We start from the raw sequence: 25,265 nt of genomic DNA on the forward strand, positions 1-25,265 counted from the left end.
TGGGGCTGCGTCAGAGATGCGCTCCCCGCGACCGACGTGTGGCGACCATCCGCTCCTCGAGTCGCCACGTGCGACCTTCGTCGTCCGAGTACTCGCCGAGCCAGACGAACCGATCGTCCGCGACCTCAGTGAAGCGCCAGCGCAGGAACGGGAGCCCGTCGGTACTGATGAGATGCATCTCCTCCCCCACCGCGCGGCCGATGAATGTGCGGACACGGCCCTGCAGGGGCTCGATCCACGTCGAGCGCCATGCGCCGAGGCGGTCGTCGAAGAACCGAATCGTGCTGCCGTGGAAGGCGTACGGGCGCACGTCGTCCGGGAGGTCATCGACGCTCGGCACCTTCCAGACGTCCTGCATGGCACGCCCGCCCAGGACCGCAGCGAAGTGGAGTTCCCCGGCGAGACGACTCGGCGCCCGGTCATCATCGGGACGCGACCATTCCAGATCCCAGCTGCCCTCGAATCGGGTGAAGGAGTTCGGAGCCCCGGCCAGCTGGTCGAGAGGCGCGGGGGCGAGGAGTTCGTCGATGAATGCCATAGCGCGACGCTAGGCCCCACCACCGACAGGGTGGCACGCAATCCGCGCGTTCGGGGCGGAATCAGCGCTGCCCGTCGGCCCGTCCGTTACGACGGACGCGCGTCGCGCTCCGGATCGCTCACCGTCGGGGCGCGACTGCTGCGCGCGCGCCGTCGAACGGATGGGTCGCCGACGACAAGCCCGGTGATGACCAGCGCGGAGCCCACGAGTGTCAGAGGGGTGAGAAGGCTCGGGTCGCTGAGGGCGGCGATGCCGAGCGCAACTACGGGCACCAGGTAGTCGACCGCAGCGGCCCGCGTCGCTCCGATGTCGCGCACGAGGCGGAAATACAGGACTGTCGCCCAGCCCGTGCCGAGCATTCCGAGCGCAACGGTTGCGACCAGAGCGGACGGGGTGGGCGTTCCCATCTCCCAGCACAGAACCGGGGTGAAGCAGAGCTGGATCGCAGCGGCGGCGATCAGTTGCGAGGCGGCGACGCCGAGAGGGCTTGTGCCGGGACCGGACTGGAATGCTCGCGCCCAGACGTATCCGGCGGCGTAGCTTCCGGCGGCGAGAAGACACAGCGCACCGCCCAGCAGCGTCCCGACCCCGTCGAAGGGGCGGACGACGAGGACCAGACCGAGGAGCGCGGGGACGAGTCCGACGAGCGTCCGCGGTGAACGTTCCTCGGGTCGCACAATGGCGGCCAGACAAGCGGTGAGCAGCGGCGTCGCTCCGATCAGGACACCGGCGATGCCCGGTGAGATCAGAGCTTCGCCGTAGCAGAGGAGAAGGTAGGGCAGGACGTTGCTGAGGACCGCCCCGACCGCCGTGAACACCCAAGCGCGCAGGCCCCGCACGAGCCGTTCCCGGCGCATGAGCGCGACGAGGGTGAGGACCACGGCACCGAGGATGAGACGGGTCAGCACGACGAATCCAGGTGAGAAGCTTTGGCCCGCGATACCGATCAGGGTGAAACTGCCACCCCAGATCACCGCCTGAGTGACGAATCTGAGGGAGGTCATCGTCCGCGCCGCGGGTGCCGGTGAGAATGCCATGACGCCAGGCTCGCCCGCGCCGACGACGACGGTCAGGGACGTCGGCACTGGTCCGGCAGGACATTCGTCCCGGCTGCGGGCCGACGAGGAGGCAAACCCCGGGTGAGCTGGTGCCGGCGTCGACCGACATCCCCGACCAGGACGGTTAGAGCCAGCCCCGCTCCCGCGCGATCCGGACGGCATCCGTGCGGTTGCGAGCGCCCAGCTTGTCGAACGCCGTGGACAGGTAGTTGCGCACGGTGGACGGCGCGAGGTGGAGTGCATGCGCGATCTCGCTCGTCGACCCACCGTCAGCCGCTGCGCGGACGACATCTCGTTCACGGTCGGTCAAGGGAGTGTCCGCCTGATGGAAGGCGAGTTCGACCAGTGCCGGGTCCAGGAACCGCTGTCCGCCGTGGACGCGTCGAATAGCGTCGGCGAGTTCCGACGATGGGGCGTTCTTGCGAAGAAAACCCGCGACGTGGGCATCGAGCGCTCGGCGGACGTGTCCGGGAGCGCCGAAGCCGGTGAGGATCAACACGCGGGTCGCCGGCGCCTCCTCGGCCAGACGAGCCGCGACATCCAGCCCGTCGATCCCGGGCATATCGATGTCGAGCACGGCGACCTCCGCGGCGGTGCGGAGCACGGCCGGGACGACCAGGTCGCCTCGGGCGACGTCGGCGACGACGTCGATATCCGGCTCCAGTCCGAGCAGCGCCAGAAGCGCGCCACGCACCATGTCCTGATCATCAGCGACGAGGACGGTGATCATGATCGATCACTCTTCCACAGGTCTGATCGCATCGGTATCCGGGCCACGACGGTGAACGCGCCGCGCTCCGTTCCGGTGCGGAGGGTTCCTCCGGCGGCCGTCACCCGTCGCCCAAGACCGAGCAGGCCACTGCCGTCGCCAGAAGGCGTGACCTCAGCAGGAGCGCCGTCGTTGCGGATCGTCAAGGACCAGTGGTCGGCGTCCTGCGTCGTGCGTATGCTCGCGCTCGTCGCACAGGAGTGGCGGAGGATGTTCGTGACGGACTCTCGCACGACCCACGCCCCGACGGTGTCGATCGCCACGTTTTCGGTGGCACGAACGTCAATCGTGCTGCGGATGTCCGCCGCCTCGAGCAGGTGGCCTGCCCGCGCCGCCTCATCGCCCAGACGGAGAGTCAGCTCGCCACGCAGGACGCGCTCCAGCTCGGCGTGCTGGGACATCGCGAGCTCGGCAACCTCCGCCAGTTCAGCTCGAGCGCGCTGAGCGTCCCGGGTCAGCAACCGTCGCGCGAGGTCCCCCTTCAGCGAAATCGCCGTCAGCGTCTGGCCGAGCAGGTCGTGGAGCCGACTGGAGACCTCCAGGCGTTCCTCGTCGCCGGAAACACTCGCGATCTCGTTCTGGACGGTGCGGAACTCATCGAGTGCACGGACGAGCCACGGCGCGCCGGTGAGCGCGAGGACCGCCTCCAGCGTCAGCACGAGACCGTAGAAGACCAGGAACGCACCAAGGGCCGGATCGCCGCCGAACCAGGACAGCAGGTAGTCCACCGTGATCCACGCCACGATCGAACCAGCCAGGACGACGCGCAGGGCACGGTGCCGGATCGACAGCAGACAGGTGGCCGCCGCCACCCACCCGAGCGACATCCAATCGGGACCGAACAGGACCAGACCCGCGACGAATGCGGTCACCGGCACGAGGGGGACGAGGAACCCGAGCCGCAGGGTGCGGGATCGGGCGATGTGGAGCGCGGCCCATCCCGCCGGTACCACGGCGGTGATCCACAGCAACGCGGCGGCACAGCCCTCGGCGGGTGTCAGCCCGTTGCCGAGTACCGTGATGAGCGGACAGAGCGCCACGACGAACCAGCCCGCCGCGATCGCCAGCGGGAGTCGGCTCGGTGCGGCGAGGGCGCTGAGCTCGTCGGCCCGCGGCGGGGGCGTTCGGTGATGGCTGTGGGATACGGCACGCCGCATCGCGTGGAGCGCGGAGTCCGCGACGTCGACAACCGTGCTGACTCGGTCCTCGTCGGGGTGGACCACGGCGCTGCGCGTGGCCTCCACGAGGTCATCCAGCGGGCCGACGAGTGCCGTATCGATGCGGGCGGTGACGATGGCGCGCTCGCGACGTGCTCGAGCGTCGAGAAGGGTCGGCGCCGTACGGTGCATGCGGTCGGCGGCAGCGACGAGCCCGACGGCCATCGCGATGATGACCCCCTGGAACACGAAGGAATACAGGACGTACCACGCCGGCGAGAGATCCGTGCCCGCGACGGCGACACCACCGGGGAGGAAACTCGCGGCCACCGCGCCGATGCCCAGCGCACCGACCACCCCGACGCTCCAGCGCGCGCGAAGCACGATGACTGCCGAGACGGCGACCGGGGCGTAGAGGAACACCCACATCGACCCGATCCAGACGGTGGCGCCGATCGTCGCGGCGATCATGATCGCCAGCCCGATGTGTCCGTGTCGCGGTCTGCTGCCGCGCATGGCCGCTTCGATGTGCGCCAGGTGCGGAGTGAGCACCACAGTGGCGGCGAGGATCGCCGCGAGAGCGTACGACAGGGTGCCGAACTCCCACACGCGTGCGACTTCGACCGCACCGAGGATGATCTGGAGGGCGAGCACGGCACCCCGCCACAGCCGGAGCGCGGCAGGAGAGATCCCCCGTGTCGACCCCGTCATCCCCGCCGCCATCCCCTGCCGTGGACGCGTTCCGCCCATCTCGTTGGCTCCATCATCACGTGGGGATCGATCACCGGTCGTGTCCACGCCGGATCGCCCGCGTCATCCGCCCCAGGGGAACGAGTCGAGCGCGCGTTCTCGACGCTCGCCGCAGAAGAAGTCGCGCAGATCCGCCACCAGCAGGTCGGGCGCCTCGTGGGCTGACCAGTGTCCGCCACGGTCATGCTCGCGCCACTGCACGATGTTCGCGTGGTCGCGCTGCGCGAACCGACGGATCGGACGGAAGTCCCACGCGAAGGACGACAGTGCGGTAGGTGTGCTGGTCGGCGCCGTCGGCGCTTCGACGGCGTGACGATCCTCGTAGTAGAAGCGCCCGGCCGAGGCCGCCGTGTTCGTGAGCCAGTAGGCGGCGGCATTGAGGATCGTGACATCAACATCGGTTCCCGCCAGAAGCTGGGCCGTCCATGCCAGCTGGCCGGCCGGCGAGTCCGCCAACGCGTGCGCGATGTTCTGCGGTGCCGTCGCCTGAAGTGCGGCGAACGCGGACATCTCGTCGTTGAAGGCCTGCAGGAAGGACACCTGTTCGCGTTCCGCAGTCGTCAGGCCGTCGAGCTCCCCCGGCGTTCCGTTCGGGAAGCTGAACAGCTGCGTGACGTGGACGCCGAGGACATGGTCCGCGTCGAAGCGGCCCACCTCGGGCGCGACCTGAGCGCCCAGGTCGTTTCCATGCACTCCGTAGCGGGAGTAGCCGAGGCCGGCCATCAACGTCGCCCAGGCACGTGCGACGCGATATCGATCCCACCCTGGCTCGGTCGTGGGCCCGGAGAACGTGAATCCGGGGACGGAAGGAATCACGACATGGAACGCATCTTCCGGTCGACCCCCGTGCAGCTGAGGCTCGGTCAGCGGCTCGACGAGATCCAGGAATTCGAACACCGAGGACGGCCAGCCGTGGGTGAGGATCAGCGGCGTGGCGTCGGGGTGCGACGAGCGCACGTGCAGGAAGTGGATCCGCTGCCCGTCGATCTCAGTGAGGTACTGGGGGTGGACGTTCAGACGTGCCTCGGCAGCGCGCCAGTCGAAGTCGGCGAGCCAGCGGTCGGTCGCGTATCGGACGAACGACGTCGGGACGCCGTACTGCCATCCCGGTCGTACCGGGCCGAAGGCGGGCAGCTCCTCGAGAATGTCGTCGGGGAGGCTGTCCGCCCACCGCGTGGCCGCGAGTCGATGGTGCAGATCGTCGAGCGTGGATTGGGCGATCTCGACGCGGTACGGCTCGAGTCGAAGCGAGGTCGGGGTCAGGGCGGGTGTGGTTGAGGTGTTCATGGGTTCAGCCTCGGCGGTGGTGGCGACCCTCAGTAGGGACGGACATCGCCACCCGAGAAGGACATTCGTCCCTGCCAGATGCCACTCAAGCAGGGCGTCTCCCCCACCGGGACTTCTCGCCACGGCGACGAGCGAATGCCGGGGGTCGCCGGTCGATCATCGTACGAGGACTGCCACGCCAAGAGCCGCGACGACGTAGAACACGATCACCGCGAGCATGAAGACGCGTTCGGCGAGCCCGAAGACGCGAGCACGCAGGGGTTTGACGATGAGCGCGACGACCAGGACGACCAGGCTCACCAGCACCACCCACTGCACGATGTCAGCGGTCGTGTACGCCCAAACCGGCCCGGACGCCTGGAACAGGCGGACGAAGTTGCCGCACAGCGCGTAGGCGATGGCGAACCACGCGATCGCCGCCACGTAGTGCACCCGTCCGATGGTGGTGAGCTTCTCCCCCTCGATGTCGGTCGGAAAGGCCGGCAGCACGACGAAGATGACCGTCTGCACGAGCAGGAGCACACCGACGAACACCCGGTCGTGCCACTGCGGCAGCCCCAGAAGCACGGCCAATCCCAGCGTGAGCCAGCTCGCTGCGCCCAGCCACGAGGCGATCGTCGACAGTCGCCGGCCACGCCCGACGGCGTAGTCGCTGACCGCGTGCTCGATGACGTTGTACCCGGTGTTCATCACGTGCAACGCGACGAACACACCGAACCTCGCCACGATGAACACCGCAGAGGCAAGTGCAAGAGCCATGGACATGTCAGTCCTCCTTCTCCGAGCCGCTCCATGCGCACTCGACATGCATGGTGCAGAACGTCCACACCACTTGCGTGGGACCGCGTGCCGTTCAAGACCGAAAACGCGTTCCACTACTTGATACTTACACTATCGATACGTAAACTATCAATATGCGAATCTCTGAATTGAGTGATCAGAGCGGCGTCTCCGTCGCATCGATCAAGTTCTACGTTCGTGAAGGGCTCCTCGCCGGGGGCGACCGAACGACGCCGACCAGGACGGAGTACGACGAGGCGCACCTCGCCCGCCTCCGCCTGATCCGGGCGCTCATCGAGGTGGGGGGCCTTGATATCGCGACCACCCGCGATGTCCTCCGCACCATCGACAACCCGGACGTCGACCCGATCGAACTGCGCCGGGTCGCGCACCGCGCAGTGCCGCACAGTGACGTGCGATCGTCCCCCGAGTCGATTGCCGCTGTGATGGCCGTCGTCGAAGAGCGCGGCTGGCTCGTCGGTCCGGACAACCCCGGAGTCCACCGCGTGGCCCGAGCCCTCGATGCGTACGAAGCGTCGGGGCAGACCGTCCCCCTCGACCGGCTCCTCGCCGCGTATGCCGACGCTGCCCTCATCGTCGGGGAAGCCGACATCGAACACATCGGGCGCACGCCGAGCCCCGCGGACACGGCGAAAGCCGTGATCCTCGGCACGGTGGTCGGGGAGCAGATTCTCGCCGGCCTCCGCCTCATGACCCAAGAACACGTCGGACGCTCCCTCGCCGCACGTGCCGCCGAAGGCGGCCATGCCGCGGACATCGCGCAGACCGAACAATGACGAACCACGCCCCAACGAGCACCGAAGGAACTCCCAGTGTCCGATCTCACGAGAGTTGTCATCGGATGAGACGCAGACCCCCGGAAAGACGGGTGAGTGATGCACTGCTGAGGCCGCCGTCTGTCTCACGAAACCTGTCGGCAATCGTTCGCCCGTTGAAGCAGTCATCAACCCTCTCGGAATCGTCCGACCTGTGGTTTCGTCGCGAAAGGTTCCGACTGGGGTTTCGGCACGTTTTCGATGGGCGTGTCTGACTGAATCCGGACGCTCATCGCGGCTCCACCGAAAACGATCGTTTGCGGCGGGAGGCCCGCTAAACCGCCGCGCGAGCGCCGGTAACGTGCGCTTTCGGACGCCCCGGTAGCGCCGCGACGTTGCTATTCGGCAGCTTCGCCAAAGTGAGTCACCCACTCCGCGATCGCGTCGTCGAGTGCCGAGATCTCAAGATCCGACTCACTCAGAGGCTTCCGCCACACGAACTGCTGCATCTCGTCGCTGGCCGTGGCTTCCGTGTTGAGGACCTTCGCGAAGTACACCGCGCCGAGTTCGTCGCGGTCCGGGTCCGTCAACGCGAAGCGTGCATAGCCGAAGAGATCCAGCGCCTCGATGCGGATGCCCGTTTCCTCCTCCAGCTCCCGTCGCGCCGCTTCGACGAACGACTCACCACTCTCGACGATCCCACCCGGAAGCTCATATTCGTGTCGCCAGGTGTTCAGACCGAACAGCACGTCTCCTGTCGCGCTGTCAACGAGCACGATGAGCGCGAGCGGGCAGGCGGTGTGCTCCGCAGCCGCATCGAGTTCTTCGGTGCTCGCCGTCTCGAGCGAAACGAGGTGATTGCCACGGCGGTCGGTCGCGATCGTTGAGCTCATCCCGAAAGGCTACTCACCTGAAGGTGCGGCATCCGGTGGCCCATGACGAGATAGTCAATCTTCTTCGGTCGGAAGACATCGTCGATCACTCGCGCCGCACGTTGCACGTCCGCCCAAAAGCACAACGGGACTGGTGCAGGTTTCGGTGACAGGTTGACCTGGGCAACCGTTGGGGTCCGGTTTCGGTGGCTAAGTGGTTGCCTGTTTCTGGCGGCTGATCTCATGCCGCGTCCGTATCCGCCAGAGTTCCGTGCCCGTGCAGTTGCTCTCGTTCGTGCCGGGAGGCAGGCGAAGCAGACCGCATTCGAGCTCGGGATTCATCCGGTCACGTTGTCGAACTGGATCCGTCAGGACGACATCGATCAGGGCCGCCGCCCTGGGAGATCCGAACTTGTCCCTTCTCACGCGAGTTGGCAGTGGCTGAGACGAACGTGCCATGGAAACACGGGTGGGGCGCGGCAGCAACCACACACGGCCTGTCTCACGGAACCTGTCAGCAAGTTCACTCTGTTCGGAAACGACGCATCACTTTCCCGACCGGAGCCGCCGCGCCGCGAGCTGTCAGTACCATCGGGTCGGCTTGAGCAGGAGAGCCCATGGCCCGATCTTCACCCATGGGCGTGGCAGTAGTCGACCCGCTGCCACGGTCGTCCCATGCGCCCTCGGAACGGTACTTAGGGGCATAGACCTATCATGGCTGGCGTGACCCCATCGATCACCGTCATCGGATCGTTCGCGTTAGTGGTGGGCCTGCTCACGATCACGCCCGGCCTCGACACGGCGCTCGTCTTGCGCACGGCTGCCGTCGCGGGAAAGCGCCGTGCCTTCGGCGTTATCGTCGGCATCCAGACCGGAACACTCGCCTGGGGGCTCCTTGCCGCGATAGGCGTGAGCGCGATCCTCTTCGCGTCAGCGCAGCTGTATGACGCGATCCGCCTCCTGGGCGCGGCATATCTCTTCTGGATCGGCGGTCGAATGTTGTGGTCGGCGCTTCGCGGATCACACGTGGCCGTCACCGACGACGGACTCTCGATGCGTCGCGACAACTCGTTCTTCCGTGGGTTCATTCAGGGTGCGCTCACGAACCTGCTCAACCCGAAGGTAGGCGCGTTCTACGTCGCGATCCTCCCTCAGTTCATACCCGAGAGCGCCTCCCATCTACTCTGGGGCCTCACACTCGCAGGAGTGCACGTCATCCTGGGTACCACCTGGTCGCTTCTCCTCACTCTCGTGGCGCAACGGTTTCGCCAATGGCTCCGCCGAGAGAAGGTTTCGCGCACCATTGACGCCGTCACGGGCACAGTGCTCGTTGGTTTTGGCGCCGGGATCGCACTCGAACGCGTCGCGCGTGCAGTACCGTGACAGGCACCCGCCCCGGGAGTTCCGCGAACCGCTACTTGGAACGATGCGATGCGTCGAACCCTGACAGGTCCGGTGAGAGGTTCTGACAGGTCCGTGAGAATCTGACAGGTTCGATGAGACGGGACAACTCCCAGCAAAAGAATCACAAAAAGATAACGGAAACCCTTGTTCGTCGTTACCTCGCCGTTATAGAGTGCAAGCACGGTAGTTGTTTTGCTGTGGCAGCTACCCGCATGTGATTGCAGGACACTCTTGGTGCAAGGGACAAGGGCCGGTCGAGAGCCTCTTCGACCGGCCCTCATCTGTGCCTGCCACTAGTCTGGGGCGATGAGCAATCGGCGCCTGGCGACGGACGCGTGGGAGAGCCTCTTCCGCGCGCAGCACGAGGTGTTCGCGGAGATCAGCGCGGACTTCCTCGACGCCGACCTCACCCGGCCGGAGTACGACGTGCTGCTCACGGTCACGCGTGCGCCGCAGATGACCACCCGGCTGCGCGACATCACGGCACGCTCGCTCGTGTCGCAGCCCAGCGTCTCCCGACTGCTCGATCGCATGGTCTCCCGCGGCCTCGTGACGAAGCACGTCGACCCGGCCGACGGCCGGGGAGCGCTCATCACCGCGACGGATACCGGGGCCCATGCCTTCCGGGCGCTCGCCACCAAGCACGCGCGCACGATCGCCGAGCGAATGTCCGTGCTCTCCCCCGCGGAACTCGAGTCCCTGCTCGAACTCACCTCGCGCCTGCGCGGCGTGGAGGAGATCTGACGGCTCAGACGCCGCCGCCGCCACCACCTCCACCGCCACCTCCACTGAAGCCTCCGCCGCCGGAGCCGCCGGAGAACGACGATCCGCCGGAGCCGGACCAGGATCCGCCCGATGACGCCGGTGCGGTGGTCGCGGCGAACGAGGCCATGCTGGTGTTCATGCTCGTCGAATCGAAGGCGTACGGGCTCACGTACCAGGTCGGCCGGACCGCGGCCCGCTCGTAGTAGGTCTGCAGCAGCCCCGCCCATTGCGCTTCCTGGTTGAACACCACGGCATAGGGCAGCAGCGGTTCGTACAGCTTCAGCATCTGCGCCGGATCCTGCGGGTTGATCGCGATCCGCTCGGCGCCGGTGTACGACTGCAGCATCGCGATGCGGTCCTGTTCGGCCCAGGCGATGAACTGCCGCAGACCCTCCAGGTGATCCCGCAACTGCGCCCCGCGCTCGGAGAGTGGACGCCGCACGACCAGCAGGATCGTCGGGATCAGCAGCACGAGGGCGACCCCCAGCACGGCCCACGCGACACCGTTCCGCGGCGCACCCGGCACGGACATCACAGCGAATCCGGCGAGCAGTGCCGCGAGAGCGCCGATCGCGCCCACCACGATGGGGAGAGCTCGCACCCACCCGGGCACCGGGCGCCACAGACCGATGCCCTTCTGGTACTCGGCGATACCGGAGGTGAGCGCGCTCACGCTGCCGGCCATCACGGAATCCTGCACGCCGAGTCGGGCACGCGCACCCGGGTGAACATCGTCGCCGAACAGCGCCGGCAGAAGAGCGGCGTCCGATCCTCCCCCGGCGCGTGCCGGATCGAGCAACTGCACGGTCTGGTTGCCGGACGAATTCGGTCCGCGTCCGTCGATGAGAGCGACGGCACCACGGACGGCGAGTTCGAGGGTGCCGGAGGGCAGGACGCGTGAACGGTTTGACCGGAAGACCGCCGCGTCCGGGGCGTCCATGCCCTGCGGCGGCTCGTACTGCGGGATGACGGTGGGGTACCCGGGCGAATCCCGCAGGAATCGGCGGCGGAACCAGACCGCGAGCGCAGCACCGACGACACCCAGGCCGAGGCCGCCGAGCTGCAGCGGGGCGGCCGGATCACCGAGGTACGACATGTCCGGGACGGTGAAGGTGCCGGGCCGGAAGGGCACCGCGATGGTCATGTTCCCGCCGGGACCGAGATCGGTCGTGGACGCGGTGACCCCTCCCGCGTCGCCGTCGATGGGGCAGGAATCGGACGAGCCGTATTCGCCCCGGTAGCAGGACAGACCGGAGGTGAGTGCGCCGCCGACTCCGTCCGCGAAGGTCACGGAGGCCGAAACGCTGTCGAACGGCTGCGCCCAGCCGGTCCCGTTCACGTCCCAGTAGAACTCCTCATCCCCGGTGTCACCGAAGGCTCGGACGACGTCGTGCATCGTGTAGTGGAAGACGAAGGTCTGCTCACCGTGCAGGAACTCCGGCGAGCGCGACGTGACGACGACGAAGCCGTCCTCGTCCGTCACCTCCATCGGACGCGCGTTGCCCGCTTCGTCGGTGACGGACTGCACCGTCACCTGCGTGGGGATCCCCTGGTAGTCCGCCGGGATCGCACGGCGCATTCCGTGGTTCTGGTCGATGTCGGGGAATGCGGCGACGAACGTCTCCTCGACCTCCAGCGTGGCTCGCCCGTCGGCGTCGCGCCCCAGGGTGTACTGCGCGTCCAACGAGGTGAACCGGAAGTCATCGACGCCGGTGGCGTCGCCCGGCACGGCCGCCGCCCCGGCTTCCGGCACCGCGGCCGGCGGCGAGTCCACCGCGGAGGCCGGCAGCGCCCCGAACATCAGCAACGCCAGTACGGCCGTGATCACGGCGCCGAGGCGCCACTTCCGATTCCCCCGCATGGCCGCAACGTTACCCGGACCACGACGATCTGGGCAGGCGCGTTCGCGGCGGTGCAGCCCGATGTCCCTGGCCAGATGCGAGGCCGTCGTCCGGGCGAAGGACCCGGGCCGGGGCGCTCAGATGCCGTCCCCCCCCCCCCCCCCACCGCCCGTCGCCGGATGAGCCGCCCGCCGAACTGCCGTCCGCCGACGAACCGTCGAAGCGCGATGCGCGAGAACCGCGGTCGTCCGCGCTCCACCCTCCGAAGGCACTGGAGAGACGGCTCGAGGCACCCGTCACGGTGCCGATCCTGGTCGCGACGCCGATGGTGGAGATATCGCGGCTGTACCGTCCGAGGTCGAGTTCCGCCATCGCGGGGGCGAACTCGCGCAGTGCGGACGTCCAGCTCCGCTCCTGCCCGAACACGACGGCGTACGGCAGCAGCCGGGCGTAGAGCCGCGCGACCTCGCGAGGATCATCCGGGTCGGGGCGTGCCCACTGTGCTGTCTGCGCTCCCTGCAGGAACGTCAGCCGATCGTCCTCCGCCCAGTGCATGAACACCTCCAGCCCGGCGAGGTGCTCGGCGGCGAGCGTTCCCGCCCGCGTGCGCACGGTCCGTCTGATCAGGCGGCGGTTGACGAGGAGCGCGATGATCGGCACCACCCAGACGACATACGGCAGCAATCCGAACGGGTACCACACGGTCACACTGGTGGCGAGCATGCACCATCCTGAGACGAGCACACCCAGGATCAGAAGGCATCCCACGATCGTGACCGTCCGCGGCAGGATCCGGCGCTCGCGCATCAGTTCGCCGTCCGCGAGCTGCGTGCGCACGGCCCTTCCCACCACCTTTCCGGCGTTCGCGAGACGGCCCGAGAACCGGTTGACCGTGTAGACGTCGGCGCGCGGTTTCGCGGCGAAGACGGCTCGAGTGAAGCTGCGTTCGGGGCTGTCCGCTTTCGGTGCGCGGAGAAGCCGCAACGCCAGCGCGGAGCCCGGCTCCCGTTCGAATCTGATCAGCGAGCGCACCGCCAGATCGGTCAGCACCGCCGGGGTCAGTCGCCGATTCCGACGCAGCAGCACCGCGGATTCGGCGACCGACAGGTGCGCGGGCGGGTCGTACTGGGGCACGATCAGCCCGCTCCCGGTGGCGTCGCGCAGCACGACGGCCCGCACCACCGCACACGCCAGGACGCTGATCAGCGCGAGCCCGAGAAGCACACCCTCCACGATCGCCCACATCCTGCTGGCCGCGTTCGGGTCCGGCTGCGCGAACGTCCCCGCCCGGAATCCGACGGCGATCGTCATGGTCTCCGCCGCTTCGAGAGACGTCACCGTGGCCTGGTACGCGGAGTCGTCATCGCGGTCCGCTGCGATCTCGCACTTTGCGGTTGCTCCGACGCGACCGACGTAGCAGGACATCGCCCCGGTGAGCGCTGTGGCCAGCGGCGGATCGAGCTCCAGACGCGCGGTCACCCGGCCGAACGCCTGGGCCCAGCCGTCCCCGTTCACGTTCCAGTAGAACTCCTGGCCGCCGTCGTCGGCGTCGAGGATGACGTCGCGCTGCACGTAGGTGATGACGAACTCCTGCGGGCCGTGCAGGTAGTCCGGATCCCGCATCACCACGTCGATCTTGTCCGTGGACCTGTCCACCGTGTAGGGGCGCTCGTTCCCGTCTCCGTCGGTGATGGACAGGACCTTCAGCCCGGTGGAATGCCCCCGGTACGTCGTCAACAGCGAGCGGATGAAGCCGTGGTTCTGGTCGGCGTCCGGGAAGTCGGCGACGAAGCGTTCGGTCGTCCGCAGTTCGCTGCGTCCGTTCTCGTCTCGGCTGAGTTCGTAGGTGACGTCCAAGCTGCTGAAGGAGAAGTCGTTCGGGTCGACCTCCGCTGCCGCGACCTCGCGCTGGTCGCTCGTCGTTGCGGCGGCGGCGACCGGAGCCCCGGCCAGCCCGAACAGCACGCACAGCAGCACAGCGAAGGCGCGCAGGCCACGACGATTCCCCCTTCGCATGCTCTCCACCCTATTCAGACCCGCTCACGGACCTTCAACGGGCGTCGCTGGAGTGGATCATAGGGTTCGCATAACAAGACGCGGTGTCCTGTATTCATGCCCCGACACCGGACCGCCGTTCTCCTGTCCTCTGCCCTTCTGCTCACGCTGCCGCTCGCCGGGTGCAGTGCGATCGAAAGCTCCTCGGACGAGGCCGACGCCGCGTCGGCGGATGCACTGTGGGATAGGTCCAAGCTGCACACCGTGGCTCTGGACGTGGACCCGACGACCCTGTCCAAGGCGCTGCAGGACTACGCGGACTCGCAGGAGAAGACGTGGATCTCGGCGAACGTCACGATCGACGGGGTGACGTTCGAGAACGTCGGGATGAAGCTGAAGGGCAACTCCAGCCTCCGCGGCGTGACGGCCGACTCGGATCCGGCGACGCTGCCGTGGATCATCCGGCTCGACAAGTTCGTTGACGACCAGTCCTGGGACGGACAGACCGAGCTCGTCGTGCGCGGGAACTCGTCGGAGACATCGCTGAACGAAGCCGTCGCCCTGACGATGCTGGACGAGGCCGGGTTGGCGTCGGAGTCCGCGATCGCCACCTCGTTCTCGGTGAACGACAGTGACGCGGTCCTGCGCCTGACCATCCAGAACCCGGACGACGAGTGGACCGCGAACAACTTCGCTGACGGCACGCTCCTGTACAAGTCGGAGGCCGAGGGCTCGTGGGACTACGTCGGCGATGATCCGGCCGACTACGCCGACGCATTCGACCAGGAGGCGGGCGAGGAGGATGACACCCCGTTGATCGACTTCCTGCAGTTCGTCAACGAATCGGACGACACCACCTTCCACGACGAGCTGGCCGACCACCTCGATGTGGACGCGTTCGCCACGTACCTCGCCTTCCAGGATCTCGTGTCGAACATGGACGACATCGACGGCCCCGGCAACAACTCCTACCTCGCGTACGACCCGGGCGACAAGCGCATGACCGTCGTGAACTGGGACCTCAATCTGGCGTTCGGCATGAGTCCGGGCGGCGGCGGCATGGGCAGCGGCGCTCGGACGCCGGAGGGCGCGCCGACGGACCTGCCGACCGGTGGGCCCGGTGGCGGACAGATGCCAGCGGGCACCGCGCCGACCGACCTCCCGGACGGATTCGATCCGGAGAACCCCCCGGACGGGTTCGACCCGGAGAGGCTCCCGGACGGTGCGGACGCCGGAGGTTTCGGCGGCGGCATGGGTGGGATCTCGTCGGGCAACATCCTTTCCAAAAGATTCGAAGCCGACGATGAGTTCGCCGCGCTCGTGGACGCGGCATCTCAGCGGCTGCAGACCGAACTCGTCGACAGCGGTGACGCCCAGACGATCATCGACGAATGGAAGTCCGTGCTCACCACGCAGGCCGGCGACCTCGTCGACGCGGACACCGTCACCTCCGACGCATCATCGATCGAGAAGTCCCTCGGCTTGACCAGCTGAGGATCATCGCTATATCCCGCCGCGTCCGCCGACGTCCTGGGCCACGCGACGCCCGCCTCGGCGCTGATCCTCTCCAGGTCGTTACCGATAACGATTGGGCAGATCATCTCGTGCGAGCGATCAGCGCGATACCCCGCGCCGCAGTTCAGTGCCCGGAGGTCTCCCGCTGCGCCGACGCCGTGGACTCGCGGACCAGGAGTTCGACGGCGATGCGTTCTGGCTGCTCCGGCTCGCCATCGATCACGGCGAGGAGTTCGCGGAACGCGCCGCGCCCCTGTGCGGCCAGATCCAATCGCACCGTGGTCAACGGCGGGCGCAAGAAGGACGATTCCGGCACGTCGTCGAAGCCCGTCACCGACAGGTCATCGGGAATCGAGATGCCCGCCTCCGACAGTGCCAGGATCGCCCCCATCGCCATGTGATCATTCGCGCAGACAAGCGCCGTCACCCCGTGGGTCCGCATCGCCTGACGCGCGCCGGCGTATCCGGATGCGGCAGTCCAGTCCCCCGCCACCGTGCCGTGCGAGTGAACGCCGTGCCGCTTGATCGCCGCGTCGTAGGCGGACTGACGGTGTCGCGCCACCCACCAGCCGCGCGGCCCGGAGATGAAGAAGAAGTCGCGATGCCCCTGGCCGACGAGGTGGTCGATGATCATGTCGATGCCGCGAACGTTCTGCACCGCGGCGCGCGCACCGACGTCGTAACCGACCGCCGTGTCGATGAACACGGGGACGCGGAAGTGCGCCGCCGCGAAGGCCGCGCCCATCTCGTCCGTCAGCGCCAGCGCGAGAATGCCCGCGATGTCCTGGCCGTTCACGTCGGCGATCGCGTCCTCGATGGCGCCGCGATCCGTGACGTCGAGGGTCACGACATCCAGGATGTAACCCGCCCGGCGCGCCTCCGTCGTCGCCCCTTGGAGCACCGCGCCGGGGCCGAACAGCGACATGTCCTGAACGAACGCGACGATCCGGCGTGAGCGGCTCGTCGCCAGCGATCGGGCCGCCATGTTCGGCCGGTACCCCAGCTCGTCCAGGGCTTGCACGATCCGCTCGCGGTTCGCGGGTCGGATGCCTTCTCCCTTGAGGAGTCGGCTCACCGTCTGGTGGGAGACACCGGCGGCGTTCGCCACGTCGTAGATCGTCGGCGCCCGGCGCGTGCCCCCAGCCGGCGCCGAGGGCGCGTCCTGATCGGCCATGCGGTACTCCTTGCCTGCTCGATCGCGATCTTATCGGGCGGCGGAAACCGTCCAATCTGACGCAACTTTGGTGAAAGTGTTTCGTTACCGGTAACGATAGCGCTATGGTGCCTCCAACGCGATCGTCGACCTCCGGGTCCAACGCTCGCGAACTTCGACAGCGGAGGTGCCATGGAGCACGAGCGATCACCCCGAACACGCGGAGTGCGTTTCGGTGCGGCCTACTACGCCGAGTACCACCGCGGGCCGGACAGGCTGACCACAGACCTCGACCTGATGCAGGCGGCGAGCTTCTCCGTGATCCGTGTCGGCGAATCGGTGTGGTCGACCTGGGAGCCGGACGACGGTCAATTCGATCTGGACTGGCTCACGCCCGTCCTCGACGGGGCGCTCGAGCGCGGAATCGACGTCATTCTCGGCACGCCGACCTACGCCGTCCCGCCCTGGCTCGCTGAGCAGTATCCCGAGATCGCCGGCGAAGTCTCGACCGGCACTCGCCTGCCCTGGGGCGGGCGACAGGAGGTCGATTTCACCCACGCGGCGTTCCGCTTTCACGCCGAGCGCGTCATCCGGCGGATTCTGGCTCGTCACGCCGACCATCCGGCCGTCATCGGGATCCAGGTGGACAACGAACCCGGTCTGCACCTGCTCCACAACCACGCCGTCATGGTCAGGTTTCGGCGCTGGCTGCACCGGCGCTACGGCGACGTTCAGAACCTCAACGACCAGTGGGGATTGACCTACTGGTCGCATCTGCTGTCCGACTGGTCGCAGCTGTGGACGCCCGATGGCAACACCCTTCCGCAGTACGACCTCGCGTGGCGACGGTTCCAGGCCGAGCAGACCACGGACTTCCTCCGTTGGCAGGCGGACATCGCCCGGGAGTACACCACGCCGGGCCAGTTCGTCACCACCTGCGTCAGCTATCCCCGCAACGCCGTCGATGACCGCGCCGTCGGCGAGGTCATGGACGTCGCCGCCGGAAACGTGTACTTCACCACCCAGGACCACCTCATCCGAGACGAACGACTCACCGCCCCCTCGGCCTGGGCGACGACGGGGGTGAGCGGACTGTTTCGCCAGGCGGATCGGCTGTACTCCTCGAAGGCGGCGCGCTTCCTTGTCACCGAGACGAACGCCACGAGCATCGACGACAGCACGAACAATCTGCCTCCCTACCCGGGCCAACTGCGCCAGGCGGCCCTGGCGTTGATCAGCCGCGGCGCCGAGATGATCGAGTACTGGCACTGGCACACGATCCCGTACGGCACCGAGACGTACTGGGGTGGGGTGCTGCCGCACTCCCTGCAGCCCGGCCGGATCTACGACGAGGTCGCCGCGCTGGGTGCGAGCCTACGCCGAATCGGTCCCGGGCTGGACACGATGACGCCCGATGCCGACGTCGCGATCATCTGGTCGAACGACTCCCGATGGGCACTGCAGTACTCCCCACCGTTTCGCACCGATGCCGGCCCGGATGCCGCGTCGTATGAACGCATCTTCGACGCGTTCCACCGTGGCGTCATCGACGCCGGCGCGCAGGCGCGCATCCTGCACGTCGAACAGGCCACCGCCCTCGGAGCCGACGAGCTCGTCGCCCGTCACCCGGTGCTGGTCGCACCCGCGCTGTACGTCGCCGACGACGACACTCTCGCCCTGCTTCGGGCGTACGCGGAGCGCGGCGGCCACCTCGTGCTCGGAATCCGCTCCGGGTACACCGACGACGAGACGCGAGCGCGGGTCGAGACAGCACCTGCCGGTCTGGCTGGCGCGGCCGGAGTGCACTATGACGAGTTCAGCAATCTCGCCCACGAGGTCCCCGTCCACGCCGACGGAGTTCTGCAGCTTCCCCCGGACGCCGCCGGATCCGCCTGGCTTGACGGGCTCGTCCTCGATGACGCCGACACGCTGGCCACCTACGATCACCCGGTCTTCTCGGTCTTCCCCGCCATCACCACACGCCGACACGGACGAGGACGGATCACGGTGATCGGCACGCTCCCGAACCCGGCCCTGGCCGCTGCGGTGACGGCCTGGGCCGTCCCCACCCCCATCGCCGCTGATCTGATCGCCGCGATCGACCCCGCAGTGACGATCAGCAGCGTCACCGGCCCGGACGGAGCACGCACCTGGTTCGTCTTCAACTGGAGCCATGACGCGATCTCCGTCACGCTCCGGCGCGCGGTGACCGATCTCGACGGCGGCGCTGCGCACCGTTGCGACGACCGGCTCGTCCTCGCACCCCGTTCCGCCGTGGTTCTGGCGGACACCTGAATCGTTGCCCACCGCACCCACACGAAGGAAAACTCATGCGAAGCAAATCACGGCCCGCGACGCTGCTCGCGGGATTGGTCACCCTGTCGGTCGTCGCTCTGGCGGGATGTTCCTCGAGTACGACCCCGGACGCATCCTCCAGCTCTGCCGCACCGGACAAGGCGAGCATCGACGAAGCGATGAACACCCCCACGACCCTCACCTACTGGTCGTGGGTCTCCGACCTCGATAAGGAGGTCGCCCTCTTCGAGAAGAAGTACCCCAAGATCAAGATCGACGTCCAGAACGTCGGCCAGGGTGCCGCGGCCTACCAGAAGCTGCGCACCGCGCTGAAGTCAGGAGAGGGAGCCCCGGACCTGGCCCAGATCGAGTTCCAGTACCTGTCCTCGTTCACCCTCACCAAGTCGCTGGCCGACCTCGCCCCACTCGGGGCGGACGAGATGAAGGGCGACTTCCCGGAGTGGATCTGGAAGCAGGTCTCGATCAACAACGGCGTGTACGCCGTCCCACAGGACTCCGGGCCGATGGGCAACCTCTACCGTTCGGACATCCTGGCCAAGGCCGGCATCACGGACGCGCCCACGACGTGGGATCAGTACGCCGCCGATGCGGCGACGGTGAAGGAGAAGACCGGCTCCTACATCAGCAATCTCGCCGCCAACGAGCCCGGCGCGTTCGTGGGCCTGCTGTGGCAGGCCGGCGTGAAGCCCTTCGGTTACGACGGCGAGAAGACGGTGTCCATCAGCGTCAACGGCTCTGACTCCCAGAAGGTCTATGCCTACTGGCAGGGACTCATCCAGAAGGACCTCATCTCCACCGATGCCGACTTCGCCGACTCCTGGTATCAGGGGCTGGCCAAGGGTAAGTACGCCGGCTGGCTCGGCGCCGCGTGGGGACCGATGTTCCTGCAGGGCACCGTCGCCGACACCTCCGGCAAGTGGTCGGCGGCCCCGCTGCCGCAGTGGAGCGCCGGCGAGAACGCGTCCGGCAACTGGGGAGGGTCGACCACGGCGGTCATGGCGACGTCCCAGCACGCGATCGCGGCCTACGAATTCGCCAAGTTCCTGAACACGGATCCGACCTCGGCGATGATGTTGAACACGCAGCAGTCGCTGTTCCCCGTGACCAACGCGGTGCTCAAGGACAGCGCCTTCACCGGAGCGAAGTCCGCGTTCTTCAACAACCAGGAAGTCAACAAGACGTTCTCGGACATCTCCCCCACCATCAACACGGACTTCGAGTGGCTGCCCTTCATGGACTACGTCTACAGCTCGTTCAATGAGACCGTCGGCAAGGCGATGACGGCGAAGGGGGACTTGAGCGCGGCCGCCGACACCTGGCAGAAGGACCTCGAGACCTACGCCAAGCAACAGGGTTTCACCGTGAAGTGACCACGGGGCCCGGCTTCGGCCGGGCCCTCCCCTCCCGGAAGGAGCCCGAATGACCACGCTGACCGGACGAAGCCGTCGCAGCACGCCGGCCATCCGTCGCCAACGACGAGCCGCCTACGCACTCGTGCTCCCGTTCATGATCGTCTTCGCGGCGATGCTGCTGGCGCCTCTGGCCTACGCGGCCTATCTCAGCCTGTTCCAGACGCAGCTCGTCGGGGGAAGTCAGTTCGCGTGGCTCGGCAATTACGTGCGCGCGCTCACGGACCCCGCATTCCTCGGCGGGGTCGGGCGCGTGGCCCTCCTCCTGGTGATCCAGGTGCCGGTCATGCTCGCGCTGTCGTTGTTCTTCGCGCTCGCCTTGGACAGCGGCCGGGCGCGGGGGGCGAAGACCCTGCGGCTGATGATCTTCGTCCCCTATGCGGTGCCCGGAGTCATCGCCACCCTGATGTGGGGTTACATCTACGGCCCCGAGTACGGCCCCATCGCGCAGACGTTCACGGCTCTGGGGCTCTCCGCTCCGAACCTGCTCGCTCCGGGCACGATCCTCGGCTCGATCATGAACATCGTCACGTGGGAGTTCATCGGCTACAACATGATCATCATGTACGCGGCCCTGCGCGTGATTCCCCAGGAGCTCTACGAGGCGGCCGAGATCGACGGCGCAAGCCAGTGGCGCATCGCGTGGAGCATCAAGATCCCCGCCATCCGGTCGGCGATCATGCTGACGGTCATCTTCTCCATCATCGGCAGCTTCCAACTCTTCAACGAGCCGGCGCTGCTCTCCAGCGTCGCCCCGAATTCGATCGGTCCGGACTTCTCCCCGAACTACTACGCCTACAACGTCGCGTTCGTCAACCAGGACATCAACTACGCGGCGGCCATCGCCTTCCTGCTCGGCATCATCATCGCCATCGTCTCGTACGTGGTGCAGTCAGCCCAGGCCCGATCCGAGCGAGGTTTCCGATGAGCGCCGCGACCACCACCCCCGTCTTCGACCACACCGCGACGCTTGTCATGGATCGGCCCGGGCCCCGCAGGCACCGTCACGGCGCACGACGCAGCACGCCCCTCACGGTCCTCCTGTGGCTGTGCGCGCTGTACTTCGTGCTCCCCATCGCCTGGCTGGCCATCGCCAGCACGAAGACCAACACCGATCTGTTCTCCACGTTCGGATTCGCCTTCGGGAGCCATTTCGCCCTGTGGGACAACATCGTCTCCGTCTTCACGGTGCGCGACGGCCAGTTCGCTCGGTGGGCGTTGAACACCGTGATCTACTCGGTCGTCAGCGCTTTGGGCGCGGCCCTGCTGGCGACGATGGCGGGTTACGGGTTCGCGAAGTACCGGTTTCCGGGTGACCGTGTGTTCTTCAGCGTCATCCTCGGCGCCATCATGATCCCGTTGACGGCCCTGGCCATCCCCACGTATCTGATCTTCAACGCCGCGCACCTGACGAACACGATGTGGGCGGTCATCCTGCCATCGCTGGTGAGCCCGTTCGGGGTGTACCTCATGCGGGTCTACGCCGCGGACTCGGTGCCGGATTCGCTCATCGAGGCCGCGCGCATCGATGGCGCCGGCGAGCTGCGCATCTTCTGGCAGGTGGGGGTGCGGTTGCTGGGCCCCGGGATCGTCACCGTCGTCCTGTTCGCCCTGGTCGCGACCTGGAACAACTACTTCCTGCCGTTGATCATGCTCAACAGCTCCCAGCTGTACCCATTGACCGTGGGCCTGGCCCAGGAGCAGTCGGCGACGGCAGCCGGGGGCGGAGCGCAGGCGATGTTCTCGACGGTGATCACGGGGTCCTTCATCTCCATCGTCCCGCTCGTCGTGGCATTCCTGTTCCTGCAGAAGTACTGGCAGAGCGGGCTGGCCGGCGGCAGCGTGAAGGAGTAGTCCGCCGAAATCCCGGACTGGTTCTGCCTTGTGCGTCACGAGGTGGTCGCGGCGCTCACCAGCGGTTGTGCACGTCCTCCGCCCAGCCCTCGATGTCGGTGAAGGAGATGTCGACCTCGTCCGTGCGGAACGTGCCGGAGTAACGGCCGAAGCACTGGTCCGTTCGGGCGGAGATCACGCCGAGGTTCGTGCTCGAGGTCTTGTCGAAGAACGGCGTGAACGTGACATCCAGACCCCCTCCGGTGATCCGCCACTGCTCCATCGGCCGGCTGATGTCGTACTCCCAGTTGAGGGTCTCGCTGATCTTGTGCAGGCGCGTACCGACGAGCACCGCGTTCTCCGTCGACCCGGTGCCGTCCGTCCACTGCCCGCCGACCTGGATGCCGAGGGCGCGACCGTCGGCGAGCCGACCGGAGCCGGCCCCCCAGTTCCAGGTGATGTCGTGCGGCCAGCGACCGCGCCCGTGGTCGAGGACGGCCCACGATTCCCCCGCCGGAACCGGGGAAGTGAGGCCGTGCACGGTGACCGTGCCGGAGGCCGGGCGAGCGAGATCCTTGACCGTGTACTGGAAGCGCGTGCGACTCCACGGCACGACGACGGCGAGGCGTTCGTGGCCTTCCGGTCGCTCGGCGACGACGTCGAAGGACGCTCCCGGGATCGACGCCCGCAGGCGCGTTCCGCCGGGCACCTCTTCGATGTCGATCGACAGGTCGCCGTGCCGCGCGCGCGCCGGACCGCCCTCAGCGTTCGCCGGCAGCGTCGCCGACCAGGGACCGATACCGGTCGCCCCGCGGCCGACCGAGGTCCCCGACGCCCGGTCGTGCACCCAGACCTCGTGCACTGCGGCGAAATCGATCGAGGACACCGTGCAGGCGAGGATGTGCGTCGGGGTCATGACGCACCAGTACTCCCAGCGCTTGTTCCTGCCCCAGGTCTTCCGCCCGTCGATGCCGGCGGTGTCGACGATCGGCTGCCGCGCCCAGCCGTGCGCGTCGGGGTTGAAGGTGCCCTCCGGGCCGGTCAGGGAAACGGGAGAGGTGAGCTCCCGCTCCGGGACGCCCGTCGTGACCGACGACGCGGCGGAGGACGCCGTGCTGGGCGCGTTGAACGCGGCCCGCAGCGCATCGGTCACGGCCCGCACGCGCGGCACCGGGAGCTTCACCACCCGACGGTCGTACGTCACCATGCCGTTGACCTCGTCCTCGACGTCGGACAGCTGCGTGTAGACGACCGCGGCGAGCCCGTCGCGGATCGCCGGCACGATCTCGTCGGTGTGCAGGCGCTCGAACGCGGTGACCAGGTCGTCCGCGCTCTCGAACATCCGATACGGCTTGAACGTCTTCGGAAACGTGTGCCCGGACACGACGTTCCCATACCCGCCATACTCGGTCAGGGCGATCACGCGCCCGTCCTCCCGCCACGCGGGGGTGACGCGGACCTTCTGGAAGTAGACGTGCTTGCTGAACAGGTCACCGGCCCCCTGATCGTGCCACCCGCTCGCGTGGTCGACCTGCCGGGTGGAGTCCAGGGCCGCGACATCCGCCGCGATGCGCGCGGCGTCGAACTGGCCCCAGGCCTCGTTGAACGGCACCCACAGCGCCAGGCTGGGCACGCTGCGAAGGTGTTCGATCATCTCGCTGAGCTCAGTCTCGCTCTGTGCTCGGCCGGCCGCGTCCGCTCGGCCGAACAGGGCGTGCCGAGAGTCGTTGACCCGCGGAGACCAGATCGCCGGAGCCGTCACGATCACGTCCTTGTAGGCGGTGCCGCCGGAGACATGGTCCTGCCAGACGAGCATGCCGAGGCGATCGCAGTGGTGGTACCAGCGGAGGGGTTCGACCTTGATGTGCTTGCGCAGCATGGTGAAGCCCATGCTCTTCGCGAGTTCGATGTCGTACCGCAGCGCCTCGTCGCTCGGTGCCGTGTACCCGCCGTCCGGCCAATAGCCCTGATCGAGGAGGCCGACGGGGAGATACGGTTCGCCGTTCAGGAGCAGACACGGGCGTCCCGCGCTGTCCTCACCGACGCCGAAGGAGCGCATGCCGACGTAGCTCGTCACCTCGTCGGTGTCGAGGGTGATCACGAGGTCGTACAGTTGGGGGTCCTCCGGTGACCACGGGCGCACCGGCCCCGGCACGCGGATCCGCGTCGGTTCGCCGACCGGCACGGCGGCCTCGAGCAGTGACGATCCGTCCGCGACGAGTTCCACACCGGCACGCGCGTCGGGGGCGGCGCCGTCACTCAACACCGTGATCTCGATCTCCCCGGTCGCCAAGAGGGGCGTGATCACGAGGTCGTCGACGGCTACGGCCGGCACGACCTCGCACCAGACGGTCTGCCAGATCCCGGACTGCGGGGTGTACCAAATACCGCCTCGGTCGGTCTTCTGCTTTCCGCGGGAGTGCCAGGACGTGTCCGACACGTCGCGCACGGCGACCACGATCTCGTGGTCGCCGCCGTCCGTCAGGGCGGCGGTGATATCCAGGGTGAAAGGCAGGTATCCCCCGACGTGGCCGCCGACCTCGGTGCCGTCCACCGCGACGCGGCAGCACTGGTCCACAGCGCCGAAGTGCAGCAGCACGCGGTCCCCGTCCCGGCGAGTCGGGACGACGAATCGGCGCCGATACCAGAGCGTCTCGTCCGGTTGCAGCGCACGTCCGACTCCGGACAACGCCGTCTCCGGCGAGAACGGCACGAGGATCGTGCCGCCGAAGGAGGCCGGCGGCGAGGTCGGGTCCGCCACGGTGACGGCGTCAGCGCCGTGCAACGGCGTGAAGGCGATGTCCCACAAGCCATTGAGGATGATGCCCCCGGCACGCACCCGTTGGGGGCGCGGGTACTCGGCGAGGGGCACTCCGGTCCGGTCGAGAGTTTCGCCCCAGGGAGTCGTGAGGGATGCGCTGTCGGGGATGATGTGCTCCTCGCGTACCAGCCGACTCGGGGCCGGGTCAGACCATCGTAGGACCGATGCCCACCGTCGTTTTCGTTGCGCGGCAGAACCTGGCAGGATTCCATGTACGTCGCACTCG

Annotated in this window: 20 protein-coding genes; 9 read left to right on the forward strand and 11 right to left on the reverse strand. The window is 67.5% G+C overall.

Annotation, left to right across the window (positions count from 1 at the left end; translation table 11 throughout):
• Positions 1-10: 10 nt before the first annotated feature.
• The 6 genes from BN1193_RS11335 to BN1193_RS11360 form a co-directional block, all read right to left on the reverse strand.
• Positions 11-538: a hypothetical protein gene (locus BN1193_RS11335; RefSeq protein ID WP_052460680.1), complete on the reverse strand. Its 528-nt coding sequence runs from the start codon at positions 536-538 to the stop codon at positions 11-13.
• An 86-nt stretch (positions 539-624) separates the two neighbouring features.
• Positions 625-1,575, reverse strand: a complete 951-nt coding sequence (locus BN1193_RS11340) for a DMT family transporter (RefSeq protein ID WP_195907853.1) — start codon at positions 1,573-1,575, stop codon at positions 625-627.
• A gap of 145 nt (positions 1,576-1,720) precedes the next feature.
• Positions 1,721-2,326, reverse strand: a complete 606-nt coding sequence (locus tag BN1193_RS11345; RefSeq protein WP_040166476.1) for a response regulator transcription factor — start codon at positions 2,324-2,326, stop codon at positions 1,721-1,723.
• Complete coding sequence (locus BN1193_RS11350) at positions 2,323-4,233, reverse strand: sensor histidine kinase (RefSeq protein ID WP_195907854.1); 1,911 nt, start codon at positions 4,231-4,233, stop codon at positions 2,323-2,325. The genes BN1193_RS11345 and BN1193_RS11350 overlap by 4 nt, the downstream gene beginning before the upstream one ends.
• A 102-nt stretch (positions 4,234-4,335) precedes the next feature.
• The gene (locus BN1193_RS11355) at positions 4,336-5,559 is read right to left on the reverse strand and encodes an epoxide hydrolase family protein (protein WP_052460683.1); all 1,224 of its coding nucleotides are present in this window, start codon (positions 5,557-5,559) and stop codon (positions 4,336-4,338) included.
• A 156-nt stretch (positions 5,560-5,715) separates the two neighbouring features.
• Complete coding sequence (locus BN1193_RS11360; RefSeq protein WP_040166478.1) at positions 5,716-6,324, reverse strand: DUF998 domain-containing protein; 609 nt, start codon at positions 6,322-6,324, stop codon at positions 5,716-5,718.
• 149 nt (positions 6,325-6,473) lie between these two features.
• On the opposite strand from BN1193_RS11360, the gene BN1193_RS11365 reads away from it, so the two are divergent.
• Positions 6,474-7,136 (forward strand): MerR family transcriptional regulator, encoded by a 663-nt coding sequence (locus tag BN1193_RS11365; protein ID WP_040166481.1) that lies wholly within the window; start codon positions 6,474-6,476, stop codon positions 7,134-7,136.
• A gap of 377 nt (positions 7,137-7,513) precedes the next feature.
• Here the strand turns inward: BN1193_RS11365 and BN1193_RS11370 are convergent, their stop codons facing one another.
• Positions 7,514-8,008 carry an NUDIX domain-containing protein gene (locus BN1193_RS11370; protein WP_052460684.1) on the reverse strand — a complete coding sequence of 165 codons (495 nt, stop codon included), beginning with the start codon at positions 8,006-8,008 and terminating at the stop codon, positions 7,514-7,516.
• Between the two features lie 222 nt (positions 8,009-8,230).
• Between BN1193_RS11370 and BN1193_RS18445 the strand changes: the two genes are divergently transcribed.
• The 3 genes from BN1193_RS18445 to BN1193_RS11385 all read left to right on the forward strand — a co-directional run bounded on the left by BN1193_RS18445 (position 8,231) and on the right by BN1193_RS11385 (position 10,135).
• The gene (locus tag BN1193_RS18445; protein ID WP_096788223.1) at positions 8,231-8,638 is read left to right on the forward strand and encodes a transposase; all 408 of its coding nucleotides are present in this window, start codon (positions 8,231-8,233) and stop codon (positions 8,636-8,638) included.
• Between the two features lie 72 nt (positions 8,639-8,710).
• Positions 8,711-9,370, forward strand: a complete 660-nt coding sequence (locus BN1193_RS11380) for a LysE family translocator (protein WP_230206488.1) — start codon at positions 8,711-8,713, stop codon at positions 9,368-9,370.
• Positions 9,371-9,697: 327 nt separating this feature from the next.
• Positions 9,698-10,135 (forward strand): MarR family winged helix-turn-helix transcriptional regulator, encoded by a 438-nt coding sequence (locus BN1193_RS11385; protein ID WP_040166486.1) that lies wholly within the window; start codon positions 9,698-9,700, stop codon positions 10,133-10,135.
• A gap of 4 nt (positions 10,136-10,139) precedes the next feature.
• Here the strand turns inward: BN1193_RS11385 and BN1193_RS18050 are convergent, their stop codons facing one another.
• Both BN1193_RS18050 and BN1193_RS11395 read right to left on the reverse strand, forming a co-directional pair.
• Positions 10,140-12,017: a DUF2207 domain-containing protein gene (locus BN1193_RS18050; RefSeq protein ID WP_052460685.1), complete on the reverse strand. Its 1,878-nt coding sequence runs from the start codon at positions 12,015-12,017 to the stop codon at positions 10,140-10,142.
• A gap of 10 nt (positions 12,018-12,027) precedes the next feature.
• The gene (locus BN1193_RS11395) at positions 12,028-14,013 is read right to left on the reverse strand and encodes a DUF2207 family protein (protein ID WP_094770454.1); all 1,986 of its coding nucleotides are present in this window, start codon (positions 14,011-14,013) and stop codon (positions 12,028-12,030) included.
• A 96-nt stretch (positions 14,014-14,109) separates the two neighbouring features.
• Between BN1193_RS11395 and BN1193_RS11400 the strand changes: the two genes are divergently transcribed.
• A complete protein-coding gene (locus BN1193_RS11400; RefSeq protein ID WP_040166488.1) occupies positions 14,110-15,486 on the forward strand; it encodes a CotH kinase family protein in 1,377 nt (458 codons plus the stop codon).
• 145 nt (positions 15,487-15,631) lie between these two features.
• Here the strand turns inward: BN1193_RS11400 and BN1193_RS11405 are convergent, their stop codons facing one another.
• Positions 15,632-16,681 (reverse strand): LacI family DNA-binding transcriptional regulator, encoded by a 1,050-nt coding sequence (locus tag BN1193_RS11405; protein ID WP_052460686.1) that lies wholly within the window; start codon positions 16,679-16,681, stop codon positions 15,632-15,634.
• Between the two features lie 171 nt (positions 16,682-16,852).
• On the opposite strand from BN1193_RS11405, the gene BN1193_RS11410 reads away from it, so the two are divergent.
• From BN1193_RS11410 to BN1193_RS11425, 4 genes are read left to right on the forward strand one after another with little or no spacing between them, the layout of a single operon-like run.
• Complete coding sequence (locus BN1193_RS11410; protein WP_040166490.1) at positions 16,853-18,955, forward strand: beta-galactosidase; 2,103 nt, start codon at positions 16,853-16,855, stop codon at positions 18,953-18,955.
• 35 nt (positions 18,956-18,990) lie between these two features.
• On the forward strand, positions 18,991-20,346 hold the full coding sequence (locus BN1193_RS11415) for an ABC transporter substrate-binding protein (protein WP_052460687.1): 1,356 nt from the start codon (positions 18,991-18,993) through the stop codon (positions 20,344-20,346).
• A 49-nt stretch (positions 20,347-20,395) separates the two neighbouring features.
• Positions 20,396-21,313, forward strand: coding sequence for a carbohydrate ABC transporter permease (locus BN1193_RS11420; RefSeq protein WP_040166491.1), 918 nt, complete (start codon positions 20,396-20,398; stop codon positions 21,311-21,313).
• The gene (locus tag BN1193_RS11425) at positions 21,310-22,239 is read left to right on the forward strand and encodes a carbohydrate ABC transporter permease (RefSeq protein ID WP_040166493.1); all 930 of its coding nucleotides are present in this window, start codon (positions 21,310-21,312) and stop codon (positions 22,237-22,239) included. The genes BN1193_RS11420 and BN1193_RS11425 overlap by 4 nt, the downstream gene beginning before the upstream one ends.
• Positions 22,240-22,294: 55 nt before the next feature.
• On the opposite strand, the gene BN1193_RS18330 is transcribed toward BN1193_RS11425, so the two are convergent.
• Entirely contained in the window at positions 22,295-25,090 is a 2,796-nt protein-coding gene (locus tag BN1193_RS18330) for a DUF2804 family protein (protein WP_230206489.1), read from the reverse strand.
• Positions 25,091-25,265 lie beyond the last annotated feature (175 nt).

It is taken from the genome of Microbacterium gorillae, assembly GCF_000826185.2.
GTDB classification, from domain to species: domain Bacteria; phylum Actinomycetota; class Actinomycetes; order Actinomycetales; family Microbacteriaceae; genus Microbacterium; species Microbacterium gorillae.

Excerpts from the sequence above, each read along its gene's own strand:
- BN1193_RS11345 (WP_040166476.1), bottom strand. The coding sequence starts at position 2,326 with ATGATCACCGTCCTCGTCGCTGATGATCAGGACATGGTGCGTGGCGCG.
- BN1193_RS11410 (WP_040166490.1), top strand. The coding sequence starts at position 16,853 with ATGGAGCACGAGCGATCACCCCGAACACGCGGAGTGCGTTTCGGTGCG.
- BN1193_RS11355 (WP_052460683.1), bottom strand. The coding sequence starts at position 5,559 with ATGAACACCTCAACCACACCCGCCCTGACCCCGACCTCGCTTCGACTC.
- BN1193_RS11425 (WP_040166493.1), top strand. The coding sequence starts at position 21,310 with ATGAGCGCCGCGACCACCACCCCCGTCTTCGACCACACCGCGACGCTT.
- BN1193_RS11400 (WP_040166488.1), top strand. The coding sequence starts at position 14,110 with ATGCCCCGACACCGGACCGCCGTTCTCCTGTCCTCTGCCCTTCTGCTC.
- BN1193_RS11370 (WP_052460684.1), bottom strand. The coding sequence starts at position 8,008 with ATGAGCTCAACGATCGCGACCGACCGCCGTGGCAATCACCTCGTTTCG.
- BN1193_RS11395 (WP_094770454.1), bottom strand. The coding sequence starts at position 14,013 with ATGCGAAGGGGGAATCGTCGTGGCCTGCGCGCCTTCGCTGTGCTGCTG.
- BN1193_RS11335 (WP_052460680.1), bottom strand. The coding sequence starts at position 538 with ATGGCATTCATCGACGAACTCCTCGCCCCCGCGCCTCTCGACCAGCTG.
- BN1193_RS11420 (WP_040166491.1), top strand. The coding sequence starts at position 20,396 with ATGACCACGCTGACCGGACGAAGCCGTCGCAGCACGCCGGCCATCCGT.
- BN1193_RS11340 (WP_195907853.1), bottom strand. The coding sequence starts at position 1,575 with ATGGCATTCTCACCGGCACCCGCGGCGCGGACGATGACCTCCCTCAGA.
- BN1193_RS11350 (WP_195907854.1), bottom strand. The coding sequence starts at position 4,233 with ATGACGGGGTCGACACGGGGGATCTCTCCTGCCGCGCTCCGGCTGTGG.
- BN1193_RS18050 (WP_052460685.1), bottom strand. The coding sequence starts at position 12,017 with ATGCGGGGGAATCGGAAGTGGCGCCTCGGCGCCGTGATCACGGCCGTA.
- BN1193_RS11360 (WP_040166478.1), bottom strand. The coding sequence starts at position 6,324 with ATGTCCATGGCTCTTGCACTTGCCTCTGCGGTGTTCATCGTGGCGAGG.
- BN1193_RS11415 (WP_052460687.1), top strand. The coding sequence starts at position 18,991 with ATGCGAAGCAAATCACGGCCCGCGACGCTGCTCGCGGGATTGGTCACC.
- BN1193_RS11385 (WP_040166486.1), top strand. The coding sequence starts at position 9,698 with ATGAGCAATCGGCGCCTGGCGACGGACGCGTGGGAGAGCCTCTTCCGC.
- BN1193_RS11405 (WP_052460686.1), bottom strand. The coding sequence starts at position 16,681 with ATGGCCGATCAGGACGCGCCCTCGGCGCCGGCTGGGGGCACGCGCCGG.
- BN1193_RS18445 (WP_096788223.1), top strand. The coding sequence starts at position 8,231 with ATGCCGCGTCCGTATCCGCCAGAGTTCCGTGCCCGTGCAGTTGCTCTC.
- BN1193_RS11365 (WP_040166481.1), top strand. The coding sequence starts at position 6,474 with ATGCGAATCTCTGAATTGAGTGATCAGAGCGGCGTCTCCGTCGCATCG.